We start from the raw sequence: 18,448 nt of genomic DNA on the forward strand, positions 1-18,448 counted from the left end.
TCTGGGAGAGGGACTTTGAAATTCTGGCTCCCCGAATCCCAAATGTGGGAGAAGGGGTTGGGGGATGGGGGCAAATCCTTTTGATCACAGAAGAACTACAGGTTTCAAGATAGACGTGGTTTAAATAGGGTTTAGCGCATCTTCATACAGAATTGGTATAAGCATTTCTTCCTTCTCTATGTGTTCTCTGTGCCTCTGTGGTAGCCTGCGGCAAGCCCTCTGGGTGTCAGCAGTCGCTGATGGGGGAAACCCCCTTCTCTACCAGACGCTCCGCGTTCGCATAGCGTCCCGAAGGGAAGGCGCTAGCCTCTCCCTTTGGGAGAAGACCGCGCTGCTTCACCGCTCCGCGTCTACGTTAAAAAAATTGACTTTCACAAAGAGTTTTAGCCTTAACCCAAGCGTATTGGGTAATATGCAAGTTAAATATCCAACAGCTTACACTGAGACGTTTGATTAATTATATAAAGTTTATATAAAGAACTGTAATTTACCTGCTTTTAGTACTGAATCTAAAATTTGTCCTCTTATATACTCAAATTTATATATACAGGAGGAACGAATTTGGTATATTTAATCATTTATCTATAACAAAACCTACGTTAGAAAGAAAATAGATCAAACATCTAAGCAAAAGACACTATAACGATGCAAAACTACGTTATGACCTCTACTAGCAGTGAATTTAGCTGCACGCCGCCTATAAAAACGCAATATGTAGCTTTTGTGTAGTTGACTAGTCGTAGATTTAAGTTACTCTTAAAGCGGATCGCTTCGTGTAAGAATCTACCCTGACAGAAGTGTATAAAGATATAGTTAAATTTAGCAGTTCTGTCCGAGATTTTGAATTTGCAAACTGAATAGTTTGATACAGCCCTCAAAATGCTGATCCACTACCCTAAACAAGGTAGTCAACTACATGACTCAATATCATCTGTCTGCTAATTGTAATGAATAGTTTACAATACAGTGGATGAGAAAATCTAAAGAAAATATAAAAGAGACTCAACTGTGGTGTCTGGAGGAGAAAAGTGTTTCTGAGACTAGCACATCAACATCGACAATTCGTCCAAGATTTGGTAATGAATCTGAAAGCCTTGGCGATTGTACTAGAGCGGCGCGGGTATCTTGCGTCCTGCTACACCTGTGGCGACCAAATGAATAGTGCATCGTTTATGGTTAGTTTGGGTGATGGCCACCTGATTCGGTTTTTAGTGTCCGATTACGGGATTACTTGGACGGAAATGCGGGATGACCGGGAATTAATGAAGCTAGAAGGTGCGGAGGCAATCAGCCAACTAGACGAACTGGCTAGTCTTGTCAAGCAATCTATGCAAACTGATACAGGCTCTAAAACTGTTGCCAAGAAGTATTAAGCTTCCAAAGGTTGATCGCAATTTAGAAATTGATTATCGGTAACTGGTAATGGTGGCTTAGTTAGCGATCGCTCTTACCTATTCTCCATTACCATTAAGTGATTGGCTCGTCTAGCCCATCGCGTATTTTTTGTATCTGCCAAAACCTCAGGAGCCGGATTTTGAGCCTTTAGCTTTTGGTGTTAAAACACACCAAAGTCAGAGATTGGCAGTTTTGGTTAATTATCTCTAGAATTTTTGCAGCAGCGATCGCCATTCCCGAATAAAATAAACGAATCTTCTGGTTTACCCACCACAAAGGCTGCATGAGTCGCTAAATGGACAATTGTATAATCATCCATTTAAGGTACAGTGACTCTGGGGCTAAAGGCATCGTCTAAAAGCTTCGTAGTTTCCGCAACCGCATCTGCGAAACTTTCCACTTCCCGCCTAGCAAAAGGCAAACCAGGGATAGAACTTGCCGATTACCAACTTTGATTTGATAATTAATTTTACTAAAAGCACCGGCTAAAACCCGCAAAGTAGATTATTTTGCGGTGTTTTTGCATTTTACCGAAAAAATGGGTCCAGAGCTAAACACTCCCTATACTCAAAAGTGTAAATATTAAATCAAGAAGTCCGGCAAGGCAATTAATTTTTATGCTATTCAATGATTTGGAAAATGAAAATTTATAGGTGCTGAGAAAATTAAAGATGTCAGAAGAAAAACCTAGCCAACCAAAACTACCATCAACCAACGCCCTTGACAATCCATCAAGTCATGAATTTGAGAATTGGTTTGAATATCCTGTGAGAGTCCAACCCCACCATACTGACTATGCCGGTAATGTCTGGCACGGTTCTTATCTAGCTTGGATGGAAGAAGCACGGATTGAATGCTTGCGAATTATAGGGATTGAATTTGCTGATTTAGTCGCTATCGGTTGCGATTTACCAGTTGTAGAACTGTCGGTGCGCTATCACCGTTCAATTCAATTAGGTATGGCAGTGGTTGTAAAAACGCGCATGGCTGAGGTGACTGGCGTCCGAATCAATTGGGATTATGCCATTGTCTCAACTGATGGACAACAATTATACGTCACTGCCAAGGTGACTTTAGTAGCTTTAGATCGCGACAGAGGCAAGATTATGCGTCAGTTGCCGCCGAGTTTTAAGGATGCCTTAGCCAAGATTTCAGCATTAAATAACAATTGACCAAGAAAGGTTGTCATTTCATATTTTATACTTCACCTTTCATTAGCAAAAGTGAAGTATAGATTGTTACTTTCCAGTTGGGATCTGCGACAGATTTTGAGCAAACTGCCTTACGTAATGCCAAATATCTTGTGGAGTAATGCCAAAACTAATATTTAATAAAACAAGGATTGCCGCAAGAGTTAATGCAGTAGTCACGGTTGCTTTCAACAATTTCCATAATATTATGAAGATTATCCAAGCTATAATCAACGTAATAATCATATATATTAATTCCTTAATAATTGCCCTTGTCTGAGAAGGTCTTTATTTAGAAAGGGTAAATTTTTATCTGAAGTCAAAATTACTATTGCTAAAGCTATTAGACCTAATTTGGAATAGATACTAAAGCTAAGATTTTTGTCTAACTGTGCCAATGCCATATTAGCTGAAAATGATCAAATTATTCGGCTAAAAGGCAACTTATTTGGCAATTTGGCAGAATTACTGGAAAGACTTTTTTAAGTTTTTGTATCAATAATCACAATATACAAGAGTTAGATTAGGACTCCGATTTGATTTTTGAAAACATCCTGAGACTGAAAAGGCTGTTGTATCAGGGTTTCATTTGAAATTTTGTTCAGAAATCAGACAGCAGTCCTATATTTGGTTACAAGCCAAAACATGGGTTCGACGTTTTCCTGACGGTCAATTAGTACTAATATCGGCTGATTTCGAGATTCAATAGTAGATGTATACTGGATTCTGTAAATTGTATCAATATATATGAAGAGTGCGATGTCTGATGACAAGCCTTACAGCTACGCATTTATTGGGGTTTCTGGGAGGGCGATCGCGCTCATCAACAAGTTCCGATAGGATTGAAAAATATAGATATACAGCCTATGAGTGCGATCTCTAAGTTTCAGCCTATTTTATCCAACAGTGCTTCATTAATGATCGTTTGGTAGCCGACCCCTCGTTTTTCTGCCTCTTCTTTCGCCCAGGCTATGATTTTAGGATGAAATCTGATAGAAATTGGTTCATACTTTTCTTCTTCATCCTTAGCCGGTCGTCCACGCTTCCTCGGTATAATTCCAAACTGATGGGCGATCACATCTCTGAATTTTTGGTTTTCTTCTGGTGTAACTCGTCTTGCTCTATCAAAAGGAAACTCAGATTCCTGACTCATATTGTTGACACTCCCTTGAGGTAGCTTTTCTTGCACTAATTATCCTAAGTCGCTCACCTCGCATGGTAAAAACAACCACAACAATTGAGCCATCTTCCGCTTCACCAATTGCCCATTCCCTTTCTTCTCCCTGAGAATGACTAGAATCCTCTGTAAACAGAAGATAGGGGTCGGCAAAAAGTGTTACAGCTTCCTCGAATTCAATGCCATGTTTCAAAAAATTTGACTCGGCTTTATTCTCGTCCCACTCAAAGCGCATTTATAGTATATACTAAAAATATTTGCCTTTGGTATCCTAGACCAACTTGGGCTTTGGGATGGAGTGCGATGTCTGACGACAAGCCTTACGGCTAGGCATTTTTGATATTGGGGAAGTGTGATATTTGACCGTTAGCCTTCAGCCTAATGCTGAAGGCTAAATAAGAATTGGTCAAGAGCCAGAAAATCTGCCTTTTGGATATCTGAATTAAAGGTTTTTATCGCAGAGAAATTATCTGCGAGTGAGTCTCTAACTTTTCAGTCGCTATTAAAACTTCTTGTCTTGCCCATTTATCTGCTGCCAAAATGTCATCTAAAGAGGGATTTGTACGGTGATCATTTTGATGGCGATCGCACACCCATTCGATACACCGGGGAATATCTAAAAAGCGAATTTTTTCATCTAAAAATAAAGCCACAGCTTGCTCATTGGCAGCATTCAGCACAGCTGGCATGGAACCACCAGCTTTCCCCACAGCATAAGCCAACCGCATACAAGGATACTTCTGGTGATCTGGTTCTCGGAAGGTTAAATTTCCAGCTTTGACTAAATCTAGTCGTTCCCAGTTAGTGTAAATGCGATCGGGCCAAGATAGAGCATACAGTAAGGGTAAGCGCATATCTGGCCAACCGAGTTGGGCTAAAACTGAAGTATCTTGCAATTCAATCAGCGAGTGAATAATGCTCTGGGGATGAATGACAATTTCGATATCGTCATAATCCAACCCAAACAGAAAATGAGCCTCTATTACTTCCAGTCCTTTATTCATCAAAGTAGCAGAATCTACAGTGATTTTCCGCCCCATCGACCAATTAGGATGCTTGAGGGCATCAGCAACGGTTACATCCGCTAACTTTTCTACATCCCAGTCTCGGAAAGCCCCACCGGATGCAGTGAGCAAAATTTTCCGTAAGCCTCCCTTTGGCACACCTTGGAGGCACTGAAAGATTGCAGAATGTTCGGAATCGGCTGGGAGTAACTTTACACCGTGTTTTTCCACTAGGGGTAGAACCACAGGGGCGCCAGCAATCAGGGTTTCTTTATTCGCTAAGGCAATATCTTTACCGGCTTCAATAGCTGCGATCGTGGGTAGCAAGCCCGCACAACCAACGATGCCCGTGACAACGGTTTGGGCATCGCCGTAACGAGCTACTTCTATCACTCCGGCGTCACCTGCGAGTAGAATCGGTTGAGGATCGAGGTCTTTGATTGCTTCTTTGAGCGCTGATAATTTATCTTCTGAACAAATTGCTGCTATTTGCGGTCGAAACTGCCGAATTTGAGCAGCGAACATTTCGACATTGCGCCCAGCTGCCAATCCCACAATCCGAAACTGATCTGGGTACTGAGTGACAATATCTAAAGTCTGAGTACCAATAGAACCAGTAGAACCAACGAGAGTAATCGCTTTCACAATTGCTTAAGGATTTACAGACAACTCCCACTATAAATTGCTTGGGACTGTTTAATCACAGCAATTACTATAATCGATACATTGACGTGGAGGGGGAAAAAGAAATTGTCCCCCTCCACGTCAATGTATCTTCTTGTCCTCGTCTCTGCACCAGCCCCAATCCGTTAATTTCAACTCGATAGACTCCTAGCCATAAAGTACTAAAGTTGCTTAATCTTCGTATAACTAGACAAAATTTGTATTTATAAATACTACAGTTTTAAAAGATAAATTCCGAAAGAATTGGCAAAAGTAACTAAATAGGAAATAATTTCAAGTAGTTGCCGATTTGTCCAGTTTGTTAATTATTTTGGTGGAGGATTTAATATGCCAAATATTACTCATAAATTGCTGTGTTGCAGCCATAGGTGAAAGGATGCATAAAGGAGTTTTTTGAAGCACTTAACCTTATGGTCAAAGTTCAGATAGTTATAAAAAAAGTTTTATGGAAAAATGATTTCCTGTTTCCAGCAGCAATATGGCTTGCCAGCCGAACATTGATCTGGACTGCCATGTTGGTGGTTGCGCCAAAGCTACCGTTACCAGCAGAAGATTTTTTGCCCCCTTTTGGTTGGGGCGTTTTTGATGCCTGGGATAGTATACATTATCGAGCGATCGCAACTTCTGGCTATGAATTTGTGAATGACGGCAAGCAACATAATCTCGCCTTCTTTCCCCTGTTTCCTTCAAGCATCTGGGTTTTGATGAAGTTGGGCTTACCGTTTGAATTAGCAGGTACGTTGGTCAACAACCTGGCATTTTTCGCAGCGCTTTACTGTTTGTACTTTTGGATCAAAGAGCATTATGGCATCAATGCAGCGTATTGGGTCATTGCTGTGGTTTCCTGTTATCCATCTTCGATGTTTACAGGGGTGGTTTACACAGAGGGGCTGTATTTGTTTTTAAGTACGGCGGCTTTGCGGGCGTTTGATCAAAAACAGTATGGCTGGACTGCCCTTTGGGGCGCGATGGCGACAGCAACACGTCCTACAGGTATGGCATTAATTCCAGCATTTGCGATCGCAGCCTGGAAAGAACGCCGACCACCCATAGCCTATATAGCTGGTTTGACTACCGCTATTGGCATACTTCTATTCAGTTTGTATTGTGCGATTTATTTTGGCAACCCTTTCGCTTTTATCGAAGCACAACGGGGATGGCGACCAACTCTAGGGTTTGATTGGCAGGGTTGGTTAAATATGCTGATGCAAATTGCAGTTGGTAGAAAAAATTGGCAACATGGTTGGGTTCAAAACTCCTCTGGCGGGATTCAAGACCCCTGGTATCTCTTGCTGCTTGGTGCGATTCTTGCCAGTGGCTATCTTTTATGGCGTTTTCGTTCTAGGAAATTATTCTATGGCTTTTATGCTTTCCTGTTATTTTTGTTGATTCTGTCCAGCGAACAGTGGATCAATAACTTGCTCAACTTGTTCATGGTCTTAGGTGGTGGCTATGTATTGTGGCGCTTACACACGCAGTTGACCCCAGTTATAGTTATTTATGGCTTTTGTGGTATTGGTTTGCTGCTAGCCTCTGGGGGTACCATCTCCTTAAGCCGTCTGGCCTACGGTATTGTCCCTTTGAATATAGCCATTGGTTTACTGCTATCTCGCCATCCTCGCCAGGGATATTTAATATTGGGCGCTTTTGTGATATTACTAGCCAAAATAGCTGTAGGATTTGCCCAAGAGCGCTGGGTTGGTTAGGTGAGTTCGATATTTACAGTTTATCGAATAGTCTAAAGAAACCTCACCCTGGTTTTGCTACGCAAAACCAGTCCCTCTCCGAACTCACGGAGAGGGATGTCCGTCAGCACAGGGTGAGGTTTTTCTTTTGGGTAATTCGATAACTTGTGTATACACCGTAACCGAGTTGGAGAGGGAAGATTTTACGTCGTAAAAGCTCTTTTTATTCAGCTAATTAGGCGATACAGGAATTATGTTGAGATACCAATTCTCAAATTTTTAGCGCCCAATTTGGACATCTTCATGATTGCTAAGTTACTTCACTTCACTGGGTTCAAACTTAGCCACTTACCTTTCTTAACGGCGACAATTATCGGTGGCCGTAATCCGATTTCTTTGTGGAATGTTTTATTTGTGGGAAACCTTTGTGCCTTAATACTTTTGATCGTAATCTATGGACGACAGTGGAACAGAGCTACTTTGAAACAACTATCAACAAAGGATTGGGTTAGTCTAAGAGCAGTAGCTATCTTATCAGGAGCGATCGCCTCTGGTTTAATTTTCCAAGCACTGGCACTAACTAATGTGAATAATGTCATTTTTTCAATGGGATTAGGCGACCATCCCAGATTATCATTATTTTTTAAGCGTGAACTATTGATTTTTCTGGAGTAATTTATTCTTTGTAAGTCCTTTATTGGTGATAATTAAATTTCCTAATGAATGTATCCAATCAAACGAAGATAGCCCTTGCTTCATTATTTCTAGGTGTAGGTGTCATATCTTTTGGTTCTATTTTCGTGAGATTGAGCGAAACTGAACTCAGCCCCAATGCCACTGTATTTAATCGCCTTTGGCTTAGTAGTATGGTCTTCTTGCTCTGGCATGGATACAAGGCGATATGTCAAGGACTTTCATTAGAGAAACCTGTAGAACGGCAGCTTTACACCAGTCAGGATCTCTGGCTATTGCTTGGTGGCGGTATTTTTTGGGCTGCCACTTTAGTCTTTTTGGCTTGGTCACTGACTCAAACTAGCGTCGCTATTTCTAGTGTCTTACATAATCTTGCCCCGATATCTACTAGCTTAGGAGTATGGCTATTATTTCGTCAGGGTTTTGAGAAGCAATTCCTGATTGGGATGACGATCGCACTTAGGGGAGCGATCACTATTGAATTTGAGGAACTGCAAATCGCCACAGAGGAAGTTCAAGGCGGTTTGACTGCGATCTTTTCGGCGATTTTCTTGAGTGCATACCTGCTGATCGTAGAAAAATTACGAACCAAATTTTCTCCGGCGACAATCCAGTTGTGGATCTGTGCGATCGCGGCTTTAGTCATCTTCCCCATACTTTTGTTCACTCAAGATCAGCTTTTTCCCTCTACAGTCAATGGGTGGCTTTGGGTGATTTCCCTAGCCCTGATCTGCCAAGTTTTAGGTCATGGGCTTTTGACGTATAGCCTAGCCATATTTTCCTCGGTGGTTGTCTCCTTGGTGCATCTGTTAGAGCCAGTATTTAGCGGCATTTTCGCTCTGGTAATTTTTTCGGAAAAATTAACTTACTCAAATTGGGGAGGTTTCGCTGTAGTTTTAATCGGTTTATACTTAGCCGTATCTAGCCAAGCTGCTGTTAATTACCCGTTCCAAGAATCAGTCAAAAATATAGTTAACACTTTCGTTAAAAGTATGACGCTCAAACTGTCAATACTAAAGCAACAATTCTCCAAAACACCAGCTTTACTAGGAACTATCTCATTATTTTTTGCCCTAATTCCCCTATCTTTGGCACCATCTTTGGCAAAATTGTCCGAACAAGAAATTGGTGCAAATGCCATCGGATTTCATCGCAGTTGGATCGCCGCAGTCGTCTTTGGGCTGTGGAATGGACTTGAGGTTTTGCGCCGCCAACAATCTGATCATCAACCTCTAGAACAGAAGCCTTTTACAAAAAAGGACTTGTGGCTGTTGTTGGCAATGGGAACTGCTTCAACGATTTCCCTTTTGTTGTGGGCTTGGTCGCTGAGTCAAACTAGCGTTGCTAACGTGGCTTTGTTGTCTAATTTGAATCCCTTATTCGTTGCTGCGGCTGGGTATCTGTTATTTGGTCGGCGCTTCGATAATAGATTTATTATTGGTATGGTTATGGCGCTTTCAGGAGCGATCGCCTTTGAAGTTCATAAGATGCAATTTGCAAATGACCAAATACTTGGTGATGCCCTAGCATTTCTCAGTGGGATTTTTATCGCCACGTATTTGCTGCTAATAGAACGACTCCAAACCCGATTTAGTACCGCAACCATAATGCTCTGGCGCTGTGGAGTGACTACAATATTTCTGTTGCCTGTCCTCCCATTCATTGAAGAGAGATTGTTTCCCTATTCTTCGATGGGGTGGTTTTTGATCATTTTTCAAGCTCTCTTTTGCCAAGTGTTAGGTCAGGGACTTGTAACTTATAGCCTCAGCAGACTCTCATCAGCCCTTGTCGCCGTTACTCTTCTCCTAAATCCAGTTGTGTCCTCTATTTTTGCTTGGTTCATTTTTTCAGAAGAAGTAGGTTTGTTTGACTGGCTGACTTTTGCCGTAGTTTTAGTGGGTATCTATCTAGCCCAATCTAGTCAATTCACTGTTGAAATAACTAACGAAGGATCATAGTACCATGACCGTTTTTGAATTCAAAATTCATGCTGAATTCTGACGGCTGACGCCTTTATTCTGTTTTGATAAATTAATTACAGCAGTTTTCATCTATTTGAACCACATCTTTAACTTATGGTGAAATCAATGTAAATCCTTTAGCTGTTCCGATAATTTTACTACCAGTTAAATTGATTTGCTGTAAAGCCACATTGTCTAACAGCAAATAAGATTTATTAGATAACATTTGTTGTAAAAGTGGCACAGTTGCCGCAGTTACTTTGCAATCGCTATAAAAGTCTAAACTAGGACGCCCATAAGCAAAAGAAGTATAAATTTGGGTTCCTGGTGAAACATTTGCCCGAATTAAGTCCGCTACTGGTTTAACTGGGAAAGCTTCCTTTAATTCCCAAATCCATGATTGCGAACTCATCAACAGTGCTAAAACTAAATACATCCCAGAAAATAACACTGGAATAAAGTTGCGATCGCGCTGTTTTATTAGCCATGCTGCGATGCCCATACTTATTGCCAAAACAATACTCATAACTATTAAAATAGGCTCTTTATTGGCAATAATAAAGTAAACGCAACCTCCTAAACCAGCAATAGCAATAATAGCCATAAATATTGTCCAAGTTCGCACCTTAAAATGACCGTAATGCCAAATTTCGCTAAGTTTAGCACCAATTGCTAAAGCTAAAAATGGATATACAGGCATAACATACCACGGGAGTTTCGTTCTCATTAAAGAGATAGTTCCTAAGTAAACAATTGTGCCAATAATAATTAGGCGACCCCAGGTAGTTTGACGTTTTTTCCAAGCTAGAAAAAAACCTCCCGGTAAAAATAATAGCCAAGGAAAACTATACTTAATTAACTCGATTAAATAGTACCAGGGAGGGCCACTATGACCTTCAACAACTTGTGCAACGCGATCAAAGGTTTGTGCTTGAAAATTAACTTGGAAGAAATTACTATTATAATGTTGCCATTGAGCAGCAAACCAAGCGATCGCAGGTGCATTTCCGAAAAACATTCCCATTAATAAATAGGGGCTTGTTAACAAAGCAAACTGCCGATCTGCAATCAGAAATAAACAAGCGATCGCTCCTAGCGGCAAAACTATCATCCCTTTAGTGAGAGTGATTAACCCTAGACAAAATCCCACACCTAGAGCATACCGACGATTCTGACGTGCTTTTAGCAAACAAAACAACAACAGCAAGAAAAAGGTAATAGTTGTACCATCTAGCATTGCTAGCCGTCCGTGACGCACCACAGGCAACATCGTCAAGTAAACTAAAGCAGCAAACAAAGCTGGTAAACTTTGGTTAAAAAGCAAACATCCCACCAAGTAAAGCAAAGGCACACCCAAGGCAGTTAATACTGCACCCGGTAAACGTGTTGTCCACTCATTCACGCCTCCGAGCGAGTAAGTCCAAGCTATTAGCAAGTGCATTAGGGGTGGCTTATTATGATAAGGTTCACCTCCCAAGGTGGGGTAAAGCCAATGCATTGAACCAAGTGGGGCACGCCAAATTTCACGGGCAACCTGTGCCACAGTACCTTCATCCCAATCTCGTAAAGGGGAGTTTCCCAAAAATATCAGCCATAGAACTAGAGATATTACCAGTAGGCTAAATAACCATTCTTTTTCTCGGAATAGACGCATATCTAAAATCGGGATAATCATCTCAAAAACTATAAGTTAAAAGTTCAAAGGGCGATAGGTAAATATGGTTTTTCAGTACACTAATGCATTTGTCACCATAGCATCGATTAATTGCGAGAAGTTAGTGAATTTCTATACTAAATTGCTGGAGCAAAAGCCAGTTATTTTAATTCCAAATGTCTATGCTGAGTTTAATTTGGTTAGTATGCGATTAGGTATTTTTAAACCAAAGAACACAAACGAATCTGAATTTGAAGCGATATCTAACGACAAGCCCCTTTGTGTCTACACCAAAAGTAAGATAAGTTTGTGTTTAGAGGTGAGTAACTTAGAAGATGTGATCGCTCACCTAACCGCTTTGGGCTATCCCCCGCCAGGAAACATTTCCATTGCTGACCACGGCAGAGAAATTTATGCCTATGACCCTGATGGCAACCGCCTGATTTTACATCAAGCCATAGTGAATGATAATTGATCAGTGATAATAATTTATTTGGTAATTGACTATGGCCATAACTCAAAATTATAGATTAAACCTGATTCAATGGTATCCAGGTCACATTGCGAAGGCTGAAAGGAAGCTCAAAGAACAGCTGAAGCGCGTAGATGTGGTGTTTGAGGTACGAGACGCCCGGATTCCCTTGGCGACTCACCATCCCCAAATCGGGGAGTGGGTGGAGGGTAAGACACGGGTGTTGATACTTAACCGAGTAGATATGATTACGCCGCAAATGCGATCGCTGTGGATAGATTGGTTTAAACGTCAGGGAGAAGTCCCTTATTTTACCAACGCTCAACATGGTAAAGGTATAGCAGAAGTAGCGCGGGCAGCGCAAGCCGCCGGGGTAGAACTCAATCAAAGAAGAAGCGATCGCGGGATGTTACCCCGTCCAGTCCGGGCTGTGGTGATTGGTTTTCCCAATGTCGGTAAATCAGCTTTGATTAACCGCCTGTTGGGACGGCGAGTAGTGGAAAGTGCAGCCCGTCCTGGGGTAACTCGCCAACTACGCTGGGTGCGAATTTCCGAACATTTGGAATTGCTAGATGCTCCTGGTGTCATCCCTGTAAGATTGGAAGACCAAGACGCAGCATTGAAATTAGCGATTTGTGATGATATCGGCGAAGCATCTTACGATAATCAGCTAGTAGCAGCAGCCCTAGTGGATTTACTCAACTATTTAGAAGCTGTAGCCGCAGATTTGTTACCGAAAAAACCATTACAGTCCCGCTACCAACTCGATTCGATATCAGACACCGGAGATATCTATTTGCACGCCTTAGCGGAGCATCGTTACAAAGGTGATATAGAGCGAGCTGCAAGGCAACTTTTAACAGATTTTCGTAAGGGGTTGTTGGGTGAACTTAGTTTGGAATTACCACCCAATTAGGTTACAAGCATTTTTAGCGCATTTTTGAGTAGCAGGTGAGTAGAGCAGCGCTAGACTAGAAGTCTGGACACTCGGCTTTGGTGACATCTGGGTGGCAGTTATCACTGATCCAGTAGGCTACCTTTTCGGGCGATGCCCCAGATGCGATCGCCCAAGTTGCAGGTTATTATCTAGCAAAGCTGCGTCAGAAGTGCTATTAATTCTGTGCAACTATAACCGAAGGGCGTCAAGTTCAAATTGCGAGAGTTGGATATAGGTAGGCTTGCTCAGATGGAGAATTAGAGCGATTATAGCCCTCGCTTCCTGAAAGCCTTTTCAAGAGGGCTAGCGGGTAAACCCCTGCTCAAAATAACAAAATATTAAATTTAGAATTTTGTAAGAAAAATGACACAAGACAACCAGCCAATCAATGGTCATATTGATGAGTACTTGAATTATTACTGTGGATTATCTCATCCACCCGGATTTGCTGTTTTACTAAAAGGTAAGTGGGGATCTGGTAAAACATGGTTTATCAATAGGTATTTTGGAAACCTAAAACAGCAAAACCGAAAATGCTTGTATGTTAGTCTTTACGGAATGACTTCATTTTCTGAAATAGAAGAAGCCTTCTTACAACAACAAATTCCTTTTCTAGCATCCAAACCAGTAGCGATAGTGAGAAATATTGCTACACAAGTTTTAAAGAGTAATTTAAAAATAGATTTAAATGATGACAACACATTAAATCTTGCCACTCCAAGTATCAAACTTAGTGAGCTTTTTGCAAACCTTGATCAAAGTACATTAATATTTGATGATTTAGAACGATGTAATATAGACCTCAGCAATATCTTGGGGTACATCAACAATTTTGTAGAACATAAAGGGCTAAAAGTAATTATTGTTGCCGATGAGGAGAAGTTAGAAAAAAACGATAGTTACAAAGCGATCAAAGAAAAATTGATTAACCAAGATTTAGCTATTGAGCCTGACTTTCATGGCGCATTAGAAAAATTTATAACAAACGTGAGTAAGCCAGATATTAGAAAATTTTTATCTGAAAATATTCATTTAATACAAAATGTATATATAAAAGCAGAATATGAAAATTTAAGAACTTTAAAACAAATTATTTTGGATTTTGAAAGAATTTTTGAGTCATTGCCAGAAAAAGCCCACAAAAGTAAAGAAGAGATTCTAAAGGATTCAAAACTTTATATTGATTATTTAAAGGATCGTGATCAATCCAAGTTAGCATCATACTCTTTTTCTACTGGCGATAATATACTTGGAGGATATCTTGGACTGAGTTTTCAAGGTGCTAAACTTGAAGATTTTAAGGACTTTTGTACCTACCTTGAAAAATCTCAAGAGTCAGCGAAGAATAACAATATGCCGAATATTGGGCAAGAATTGCTCACCGTCATGCAGAGCGATGTATGGAAATTTCAAGACATGATTTGTTTAAGTGCTTCGCCCTATCAAGTGGGAGTAAGCCAGCGATATCACAGAATTCCTGTATTAAAACACATAAAAGAAACTGACTTTGTAGAAAAGCTTTTATCTCTTGAGTTTGAAGACAAGCATAATGTTTGTAGATCGCTAATTAAGCGCTATGAGGTTGAGAGTTTTAATAAAGAATTATTTGAGGAGTTGGATTGGCTTAAATCTGTCCGGAGTTTATTGCTAGAAGAAATTGCGCGTAAGCAGGGCAAGATTAGTGGATATACTTTAACATTACATATTGAACCTAGTCTGAATGAAGCCATCAACAAGCTTGAGGGAAAAATAGATTAACCGCGATCGCTCTTAACCCTCCCGCACCTCGCACAATAGTGAACTCACCGCGCTGGCTTACAAAATTGAAAATTTGGTGGCTCCCCTTCAGAAAGGGATTCAAACCCCCTCTGAACTGAACATCCAGCACAATTGCCTGCTTTAATGTAATATCCATCACATATACTTGCCGGAATGCAGCTAACAGTGTCATAAAGACAAGGTGAAGGTTAACCTGTAGGGTATAACTTAACTTAGAGTTGCCTGCACCCATAGCTTCAATGGATTTATCACACTCATGACTGAACTGACGCTACGCCTACAAGAGGGAGATATCGAGAGAACGATCGCAGTTGGCCAAGATGTATTTACAATTGGTCGTTTGCCGGAATGTAACTTGTACTTACCTTTTGCTGGAGTATCCCGCAACCATGCTCGTCTGGTGAAAACGGCTGACGGTGTGTGGACTATTGAGGATATGGGCAGCAAAAACGGCACCCAAGTCAATAAATATCTTATTAACTGTCCCCAAGAGTTATATCACGGCGATGTACTTTGGCTGGGCAATGTTAGCCTGGTAGTGCTGCTCACAAGCCCTGTTCCCCAATCGACACCTGAGTATCTTGGAACTTCGGACATTAATGAGCAAAGAACAATCCTTCACAATGTCGAACAATTACAACAGCAATGGATTGCAGCAGAGAGCAAAGATGGCAACATCAATAATAAGGACAAAACCATTGCTCGTCTCAAAGATTTAGTAGACATAGCTAAAAATCTCTGTGCGGCGGCATCTATAGAAGAGATTTTTTCTCAGGTGCAGCAAGTCGTTTTTCGCTACCTTGATAGTATCGAACGCTTGGCATTATTAATTGATGTCAATGGTTCCGGCCAGTTAGAGTTAGTGAATGCTGCGACTAGAAATATTTCTCAACAGAAATATCTCCCCTCTGATGGGAGTTGGATTAGTCGTAGTATCTGTCAAAAGGTATTTGACGAAAAAGTTGTGATTCAAACTGCTGATACTCATCAGGATGAACGGTTTGCTAGTGAACAGAGTATTTTGGTCAAAGGCATTCGCAGCGCGATGGCAGTGCCTTTATGGAATGAAAATAAAGTTGTGGGCGTACTGTATGCCGATGCCAATCTTTCTTCTTACCATTGGGCAAATGAAGGTGAGGAAGAACTCAGCTTTTTTTCAGCTTTAGCAAACCTTGTGGCTTCTAGTGTGCAGCGTTGGCTACTGGTAGAGAAACTCAAAACTGAAGAGATGATTCGTCACCGACTAGAACGTTATCATTCTCCAGCAGTTGTACAGCAGTTGATCTCTGTAGGCGGATTACCGGGTGGTCGTTTAGCTCCCGCCGAGAGCGAAATTAGTATTTTGTTTGCAGATTTGGTTGGCTTTACGGCAATTTCTGAACGGTTAACACCAACTGCGATCGCTCAACTATTAAATAATTTATTTGAAGAAATGCTCAAAGAAGTGTTTGGTTGTGGCGGCACTTTAGATAAGTATATTGGCGATTGTATTATGGCATTTTTTGGCGCTCCCGAACCGCAACTAGATCACGCTGATCGCGCTGTTATTGCTGCTCAGGGAATGCTCACTCGTCTCGAACATCTTAATGCCAATGGTTTTTGGCAAGAACCCCTACAATTACGTATTGCGATTAATAGCGGTAAAGCTGTTGTGGGAGATGTCGGTAGTTCCCAAAGGGTAGATTATACGGCATTAGGCGCAACGATTAATCTTGCTGCTCGCATGGAAGCAGTTTGTCCCCCTAGTGAGTGTGTGATTAGTGAAGCCACCCATAAAATGCTTTCACAACCCTCAGATTTCCAGGAAATGGGAGATTATCGTTTCAAAGGTATTGACCGATTAGTTAAGGTTTATCAGACAAATTTGCAGCAAATGCCAACAATTATTAGTCCATTCAATTAGTCATTTGTCATTGGGCATTGGGCATTGGGCATTGGGCATTGGGCATTGGGCATTGGGCATTGGGCACTGGGCATTGGGCATTGGGCATTGGGCACTGGGCATTGGGCATTGGGCATGGGCACTTGTACTGAGCGGCGCGTTGCCCTGAGCTTTGCCGTTCGCGTAGCGTCTCGTAGAGAAGGGTCGAAGTAGCGTTGTCGTTGGCGTATCCTCTCCTAGAGAAGTATTGGGTATTGGAAAAACAACTAACAAATGACAAATTTATCAAGATAAATACATAGTTAAGTTGTATATTTTATTTCAAAAATAATTGAGAAATTGTCATATTAAACAACTAATTCTTCGTTAAAAGACTAAAATTTGGGTGGTAGCTTCCAGAATTGATCTGTGTAACACTAGGAAGCCTACCTGAAGAAGCTATTTTTTAACAGGAGGTCAGGTAATGGCGATCGCCACCATTAATCCCGCCACTGGGGAAATTTTTAAAACCTTTGAGGCGCTTAACGATGCCGAAATTACCGCTAAACTCGATTTGGCTAATCAGGCTTTTGAACAGTACCGTCAGACTAGTTTTTTGACGCGATCGCACGCTCTTCAAAAGGCTGCTGATATTTTAGAGCAAGACAAAGCAGAATTTGCGAAGTTGATGACTCTGGAAATGGGTAAGCCTTTGAAAGCTGCGATCGCGGAAGTCGAAAAATGCGCCGTCGTCTGTCGCTATTATGCCGAACACGCCCCTGGTTTCCTAGCTGATGTTCCTGTAAAAACCGATGCTAGTCATAGTTTTGTTCGCTACCAACCAATGGGTGCAATTCTCGCGGTGATGCCGTGGAATTTCCCCTTCTGGCAAGTATTCCGCTTTGCCGCACCAGCACTAATGGCGGGAAATGTCGGCTTACTCAAACACGCTTCCAATGTGCCGCAGTGCGCTTTGGCAATTGAAGATATTATCCGACGCGCCGGTTTTCCTGAAGGTGCGTTTCAAACTCTGTTAATCGGCGCTGCTAAAGTTGCCGATTTAATCGCTGATGACCGCGTAAAAGCTGCCACCTTGACCGGAAGCGAACCCGCAGGTGCATCCCTCGCCGCCGCCGCCGGTAAACAAATTAAAAAAACCGTTTTGGAATTGGGAGGAAGTGACCCATTTATTGTGTTAGCAAGTGCTGACTTAGAGACAGCAGTTGTCACAGCTACTACAGCGCGGATGTTGAATAACGGGCAATCATGTATTGCAGCCAAACGTTTTATTATCGCAGATGCGATCGCAGACAAATTTGAAAAATTGCTTTTAGAAAAATTCGAGGCGCTGAAAGTAGGCGATCCCATGCAACCAGATACCGATTTAGGCCCACTGGCAACTCCTGGTATTCTTCAGGATTTAGATCAGCAAGTGCAAAATGCTGTTAGCAGTGGTGGTAAAGTCCTCACCGGTGGACATCCTTTATCAGATCGTCCAGGGAACTTTTATCCGCCAACGATTATCATAGATATCCCCACTGATACACCAATTGCCAAGGAAGAATTTTTTGGCCCGGTAGCCTTGTTATTTCGGGTTCCAGATATCGATGCTGCCATTAAACTCGCTAATGACTCACCCTTTGGCTTAGGTGCAAGTGCTTGGACAACCAACGACCAAGAATGCGATCGCTTGGTTGAGGAAATCGAAGCCGGTGCCGTGTTTATCAACAGTATGGTCAAATCTGATCCCCAGTTGCCCTTTGGTGGCATCAAGCGTTCTGGATATGGCAGAGAATTGAGTATCCAAGGTATACATGAGTTTGTCAACATTAAAACCGTGTGGGTTAAATGATTATGGGTAGGGCATGGGACATGGGGCATGGGGCATGGGAAATAGGGAATAAGGCATAGGTAATGGAGAAGAAACTTAATTACCAATGCCCAATGCCCAATGCC

16 protein-coding genes and 2 pseudogenes are annotated in these 18,448 nt (G+C 41.6%); 10 read left to right on the forward strand and 8 right to left on the reverse strand.

Annotated features, from left to right (window positions below):
* Positions 1-1,028 precede the first annotated feature (1,028 nt).
* The gene (locus HWQ38_RS31125; RefSeq protein WP_292801565.1) at positions 1,029-1,373 is read left to right on the forward strand and encodes a DUF1815 family protein; all 345 of its coding nucleotides are present in this window, start codon (positions 1,029-1,031) and stop codon (positions 1,371-1,373) included.
* Positions 1,374-1,618: 245 nt separating this feature from the next.
* On the opposite strand, the pseudogene HWQ38_RS31130 reads toward HWQ38_RS31125, so the two are convergent.
* A pseudogene (locus HWQ38_RS31130) lies at positions 1,619-1,899 on the reverse strand (CHAT domain-containing protein); the annotation flags it as partial.
* 167 nt (positions 1,900-2,066) lie between these two features.
* Between HWQ38_RS31130 and HWQ38_RS31135 the strand changes: the two are divergent.
* Positions 2,067-2,567: a thioesterase family protein gene (locus HWQ38_RS31135; protein ID WP_292801566.1), complete on the forward strand. Its 501-nt coding sequence runs from the start codon at positions 2,067-2,069 to the stop codon at positions 2,565-2,567.
* Positions 2,568-2,633: 66 nt separating this feature from the next.
* Here the strand turns inward: HWQ38_RS31135 and HWQ38_RS31140 are convergent, their stop codons facing one another.
* From HWQ38_RS31140 to dxr, 4 genes are all read right to left on the reverse strand, one after another.
* Complete coding sequence (locus HWQ38_RS31140; protein ID WP_292801568.1) at positions 2,634-2,831, reverse strand: hypothetical protein; 198 nt, start codon at positions 2,829-2,831, stop codon at positions 2,634-2,636.
* Between the two features lie 640 nt (positions 2,832-3,471).
* Positions 3,472-3,738, reverse strand: a complete 267-nt coding sequence (locus HWQ38_RS31145) for a BrnA antitoxin family protein (protein WP_292801570.1) — start codon at positions 3,736-3,738, stop codon at positions 3,472-3,474.
* The gene (locus HWQ38_RS31150) at positions 3,722-3,997 is read right to left on the reverse strand and encodes a BrnT family toxin (protein WP_292801572.1); all 276 of its coding nucleotides are present in this window, start codon (positions 3,995-3,997) and stop codon (positions 3,722-3,724) included. The genes HWQ38_RS31145 and HWQ38_RS31150 overlap by 17 nt, the downstream gene beginning before the upstream one ends.
* Positions 3,998-4,214: 217 nt before the next feature.
* Positions 4,215-5,411: a 1-deoxy-D-xylulose-5-phosphate reductoisomerase gene (gene dxr / locus HWQ38_RS31155; protein WP_292801574.1), complete on the reverse strand. Its 1,197-nt coding sequence runs from the start codon at positions 5,409-5,411 to the stop codon at positions 4,215-4,217.
* A gap of 449 nt (positions 5,412-5,860) precedes the next feature.
* Here dxr and HWQ38_RS31160 point away from each other — a divergent pair, with 449 nt between their 5' ends.
* From HWQ38_RS31160 to HWQ38_RS31170, 3 genes and pseudogenes are all read left to right on the forward strand, one after another.
* Positions 5,861-7,156: a mannosyltransferase family protein gene (locus tag HWQ38_RS31160; protein WP_292801576.1), complete on the forward strand. Its 1,296-nt coding sequence runs from the start codon at positions 5,861-5,863 to the stop codon at positions 7,154-7,156.
* 351 nt (positions 7,157-7,507) lie between these two features.
* Positions 7,508-7,735 (forward strand): annotated as a pseudogene (locus HWQ38_RS31165) (EamA family transporter); the annotation flags it as partial.
* Positions 7,736-7,854: 119 nt separating this feature from the next.
* Entirely contained in the window at positions 7,855-9,786 is a 1,932-nt protein-coding gene (locus HWQ38_RS31170) for an EamA family transporter (RefSeq protein ID WP_292801578.1), read from the forward strand.
* Positions 9,787-9,901: 115 nt separating this feature from the next.
* Here HWQ38_RS31170 and HWQ38_RS31175 read toward each other — a convergent pair whose 3' ends face one another.
* Positions 9,902-11,443, reverse strand: coding sequence for a glycosyltransferase family 39 protein (locus tag HWQ38_RS31175; protein WP_292801741.1), 1,542 nt, complete (start codon positions 11,441-11,443; stop codon positions 9,902-9,904).
* Between the two features lie 64 nt (positions 11,444-11,507).
* Here HWQ38_RS31175 and HWQ38_RS31180 point away from each other — a divergent pair, with 64 nt between their 5' ends.
* From HWQ38_RS31180 to HWQ38_RS31190, 3 genes are all read left to right on the forward strand, one after another.
* Entirely contained in the window at positions 11,508-11,918 is a 411-nt protein-coding gene (locus HWQ38_RS31180) for a VOC family protein (RefSeq protein ID WP_292801580.1), read from the forward strand.
* Positions 11,919-11,949: 31 nt separating this feature from the next.
* Positions 11,950-12,831, forward strand: a complete 882-nt coding sequence (ylqF, locus tag HWQ38_RS31185) for a ribosome biogenesis GTPase YlqF (RefSeq protein WP_292801582.1) — start codon at positions 11,950-11,952, stop codon at positions 12,829-12,831.
* Positions 12,832-13,215: 384 nt separating this feature from the next.
* Positions 13,216-14,610, forward strand: a complete 1,395-nt coding sequence (locus HWQ38_RS31190; protein ID WP_292801584.1) for a P-loop NTPase fold protein — start codon at positions 13,216-13,218, stop codon at positions 14,608-14,610.
* On the opposite strand, the gene HWQ38_RS31195 is transcribed toward HWQ38_RS31190, so the two are convergent.
* Entirely contained in the window at positions 14,582-14,863 is a 282-nt protein-coding gene (locus HWQ38_RS31195; RefSeq protein ID WP_292801586.1) for a hypothetical protein, read from the reverse strand. The two genes, HWQ38_RS31190 and HWQ38_RS31195, sit on opposite strands and share 29 nt — an antisense overlap.
* A 24-nt stretch (positions 14,864-14,887) precedes the next feature.
* On the opposite strand from HWQ38_RS31195, the gene HWQ38_RS31200 reads away from it, so the two are divergent.
* The gene (locus tag HWQ38_RS31200) at positions 14,888-16,534 is read left to right on the forward strand and encodes an adenylate/guanylate cyclase domain-containing protein (RefSeq protein ID WP_292801588.1); all 1,647 of its coding nucleotides are present in this window, start codon (positions 14,888-14,890) and stop codon (positions 16,532-16,534) included.
* Here HWQ38_RS31200 and HWQ38_RS31205 read toward each other — a convergent pair whose 3' ends face one another.
* Positions 16,535-16,786 (reverse strand): hypothetical protein, encoded by a 252-nt coding sequence (locus HWQ38_RS31205; RefSeq protein ID WP_292801590.1) that lies wholly within the window; start codon positions 16,784-16,786, stop codon positions 16,535-16,537.
* 190 nt (positions 16,787-16,976) lie between these two features.
* Here HWQ38_RS31205 and HWQ38_RS31210 point away from each other — a divergent pair, with 190 nt between their 5' ends.
* Positions 16,977-18,344, forward strand: coding sequence for an NAD-dependent succinate-semialdehyde dehydrogenase (locus HWQ38_RS31210; protein WP_292801592.1), 1,368 nt, complete (start codon positions 16,977-16,979; stop codon positions 18,342-18,344).
* The last annotated feature ends 104 nt before the right edge of the window (positions 18,345-18,448 follow it).

Origin of the sequence: Nostoc sp. NMS7, assembly GCF_017115085.1 — a bacterium.
Classification (GTDB): Bacteria; Cyanobacteriota; Cyanobacteriia; order Cyanobacteriales; family Nostocaceae; genus Nostoc.

Coding starts and splice junctions, on each gene's coding strand:
- HWQ38_RS31135 (WP_292801566.1), top strand. CDS start 2,067: ATGTCAGAAGAAAAACCTAGCCAACCAAAACTACCATCAACCAACGCC.
- HWQ38_RS31140 (WP_292801568.1), bottom strand. CDS start 2,831: ATGATTATTACGTTGATTATAGCTTGGATAATCTTCATAATATTATGG.
- HWQ38_RS31145 (WP_292801570.1), bottom strand. CDS start 3,738: ATGAGTCAGGAATCTGAGTTTCCTTTTGATAGAGCAAGACGAGTTACA.
- HWQ38_RS31150 (WP_292801572.1), bottom strand. CDS start 3,997: ATGCGCTTTGAGTGGGACGAGAATAAAGCCGAGTCAAATTTTTTGAAA.
- HWQ38_RS31160 (WP_292801576.1), top strand. CDS start 5,861: ATGGTCAAAGTTCAGATAGTTATAAAAAAAGTTTTATGGAAAAATGAT.
- HWQ38_RS31170 (WP_292801578.1), top strand. CDS start 7,855: ATGAATGTATCCAATCAAACGAAGATAGCCCTTGCTTCATTATTTCTA.
- HWQ38_RS31175 (WP_292801741.1), bottom strand. CDS start 11,443: ATGCGTCTATTCCGAGAAAAAGAATGGTTATTTAGCCTACTGGTAATA.
- HWQ38_RS31180 (WP_292801580.1), top strand. CDS start 11,508: ATGGTTTTTCAGTACACTAATGCATTTGTCACCATAGCATCGATTAAT.
- ylqF (WP_292801582.1), top strand. CDS start 11,950: ATGGCCATAACTCAAAATTATAGATTAAACCTGATTCAATGGTATCCA.
- HWQ38_RS31190 (WP_292801584.1), top strand. CDS start 13,216: ATGACACAAGACAACCAGCCAATCAATGGTCATATTGATGAGTACTTG.
- HWQ38_RS31195 (WP_292801586.1), bottom strand. CDS start 14,863: ATGGGTGCAGGCAACTCTAAGTTAAGTTATACCCTACAGGTTAACCTT.
- HWQ38_RS31200 (WP_292801588.1), top strand. CDS start 14,888: ATGACTGAACTGACGCTACGCCTACAAGAGGGAGATATCGAGAGAACG.
- HWQ38_RS31210 (WP_292801592.1), top strand. CDS start 16,977: ATGGCGATCGCCACCATTAATCCCGCCACTGGGGAAATTTTTAAAACC.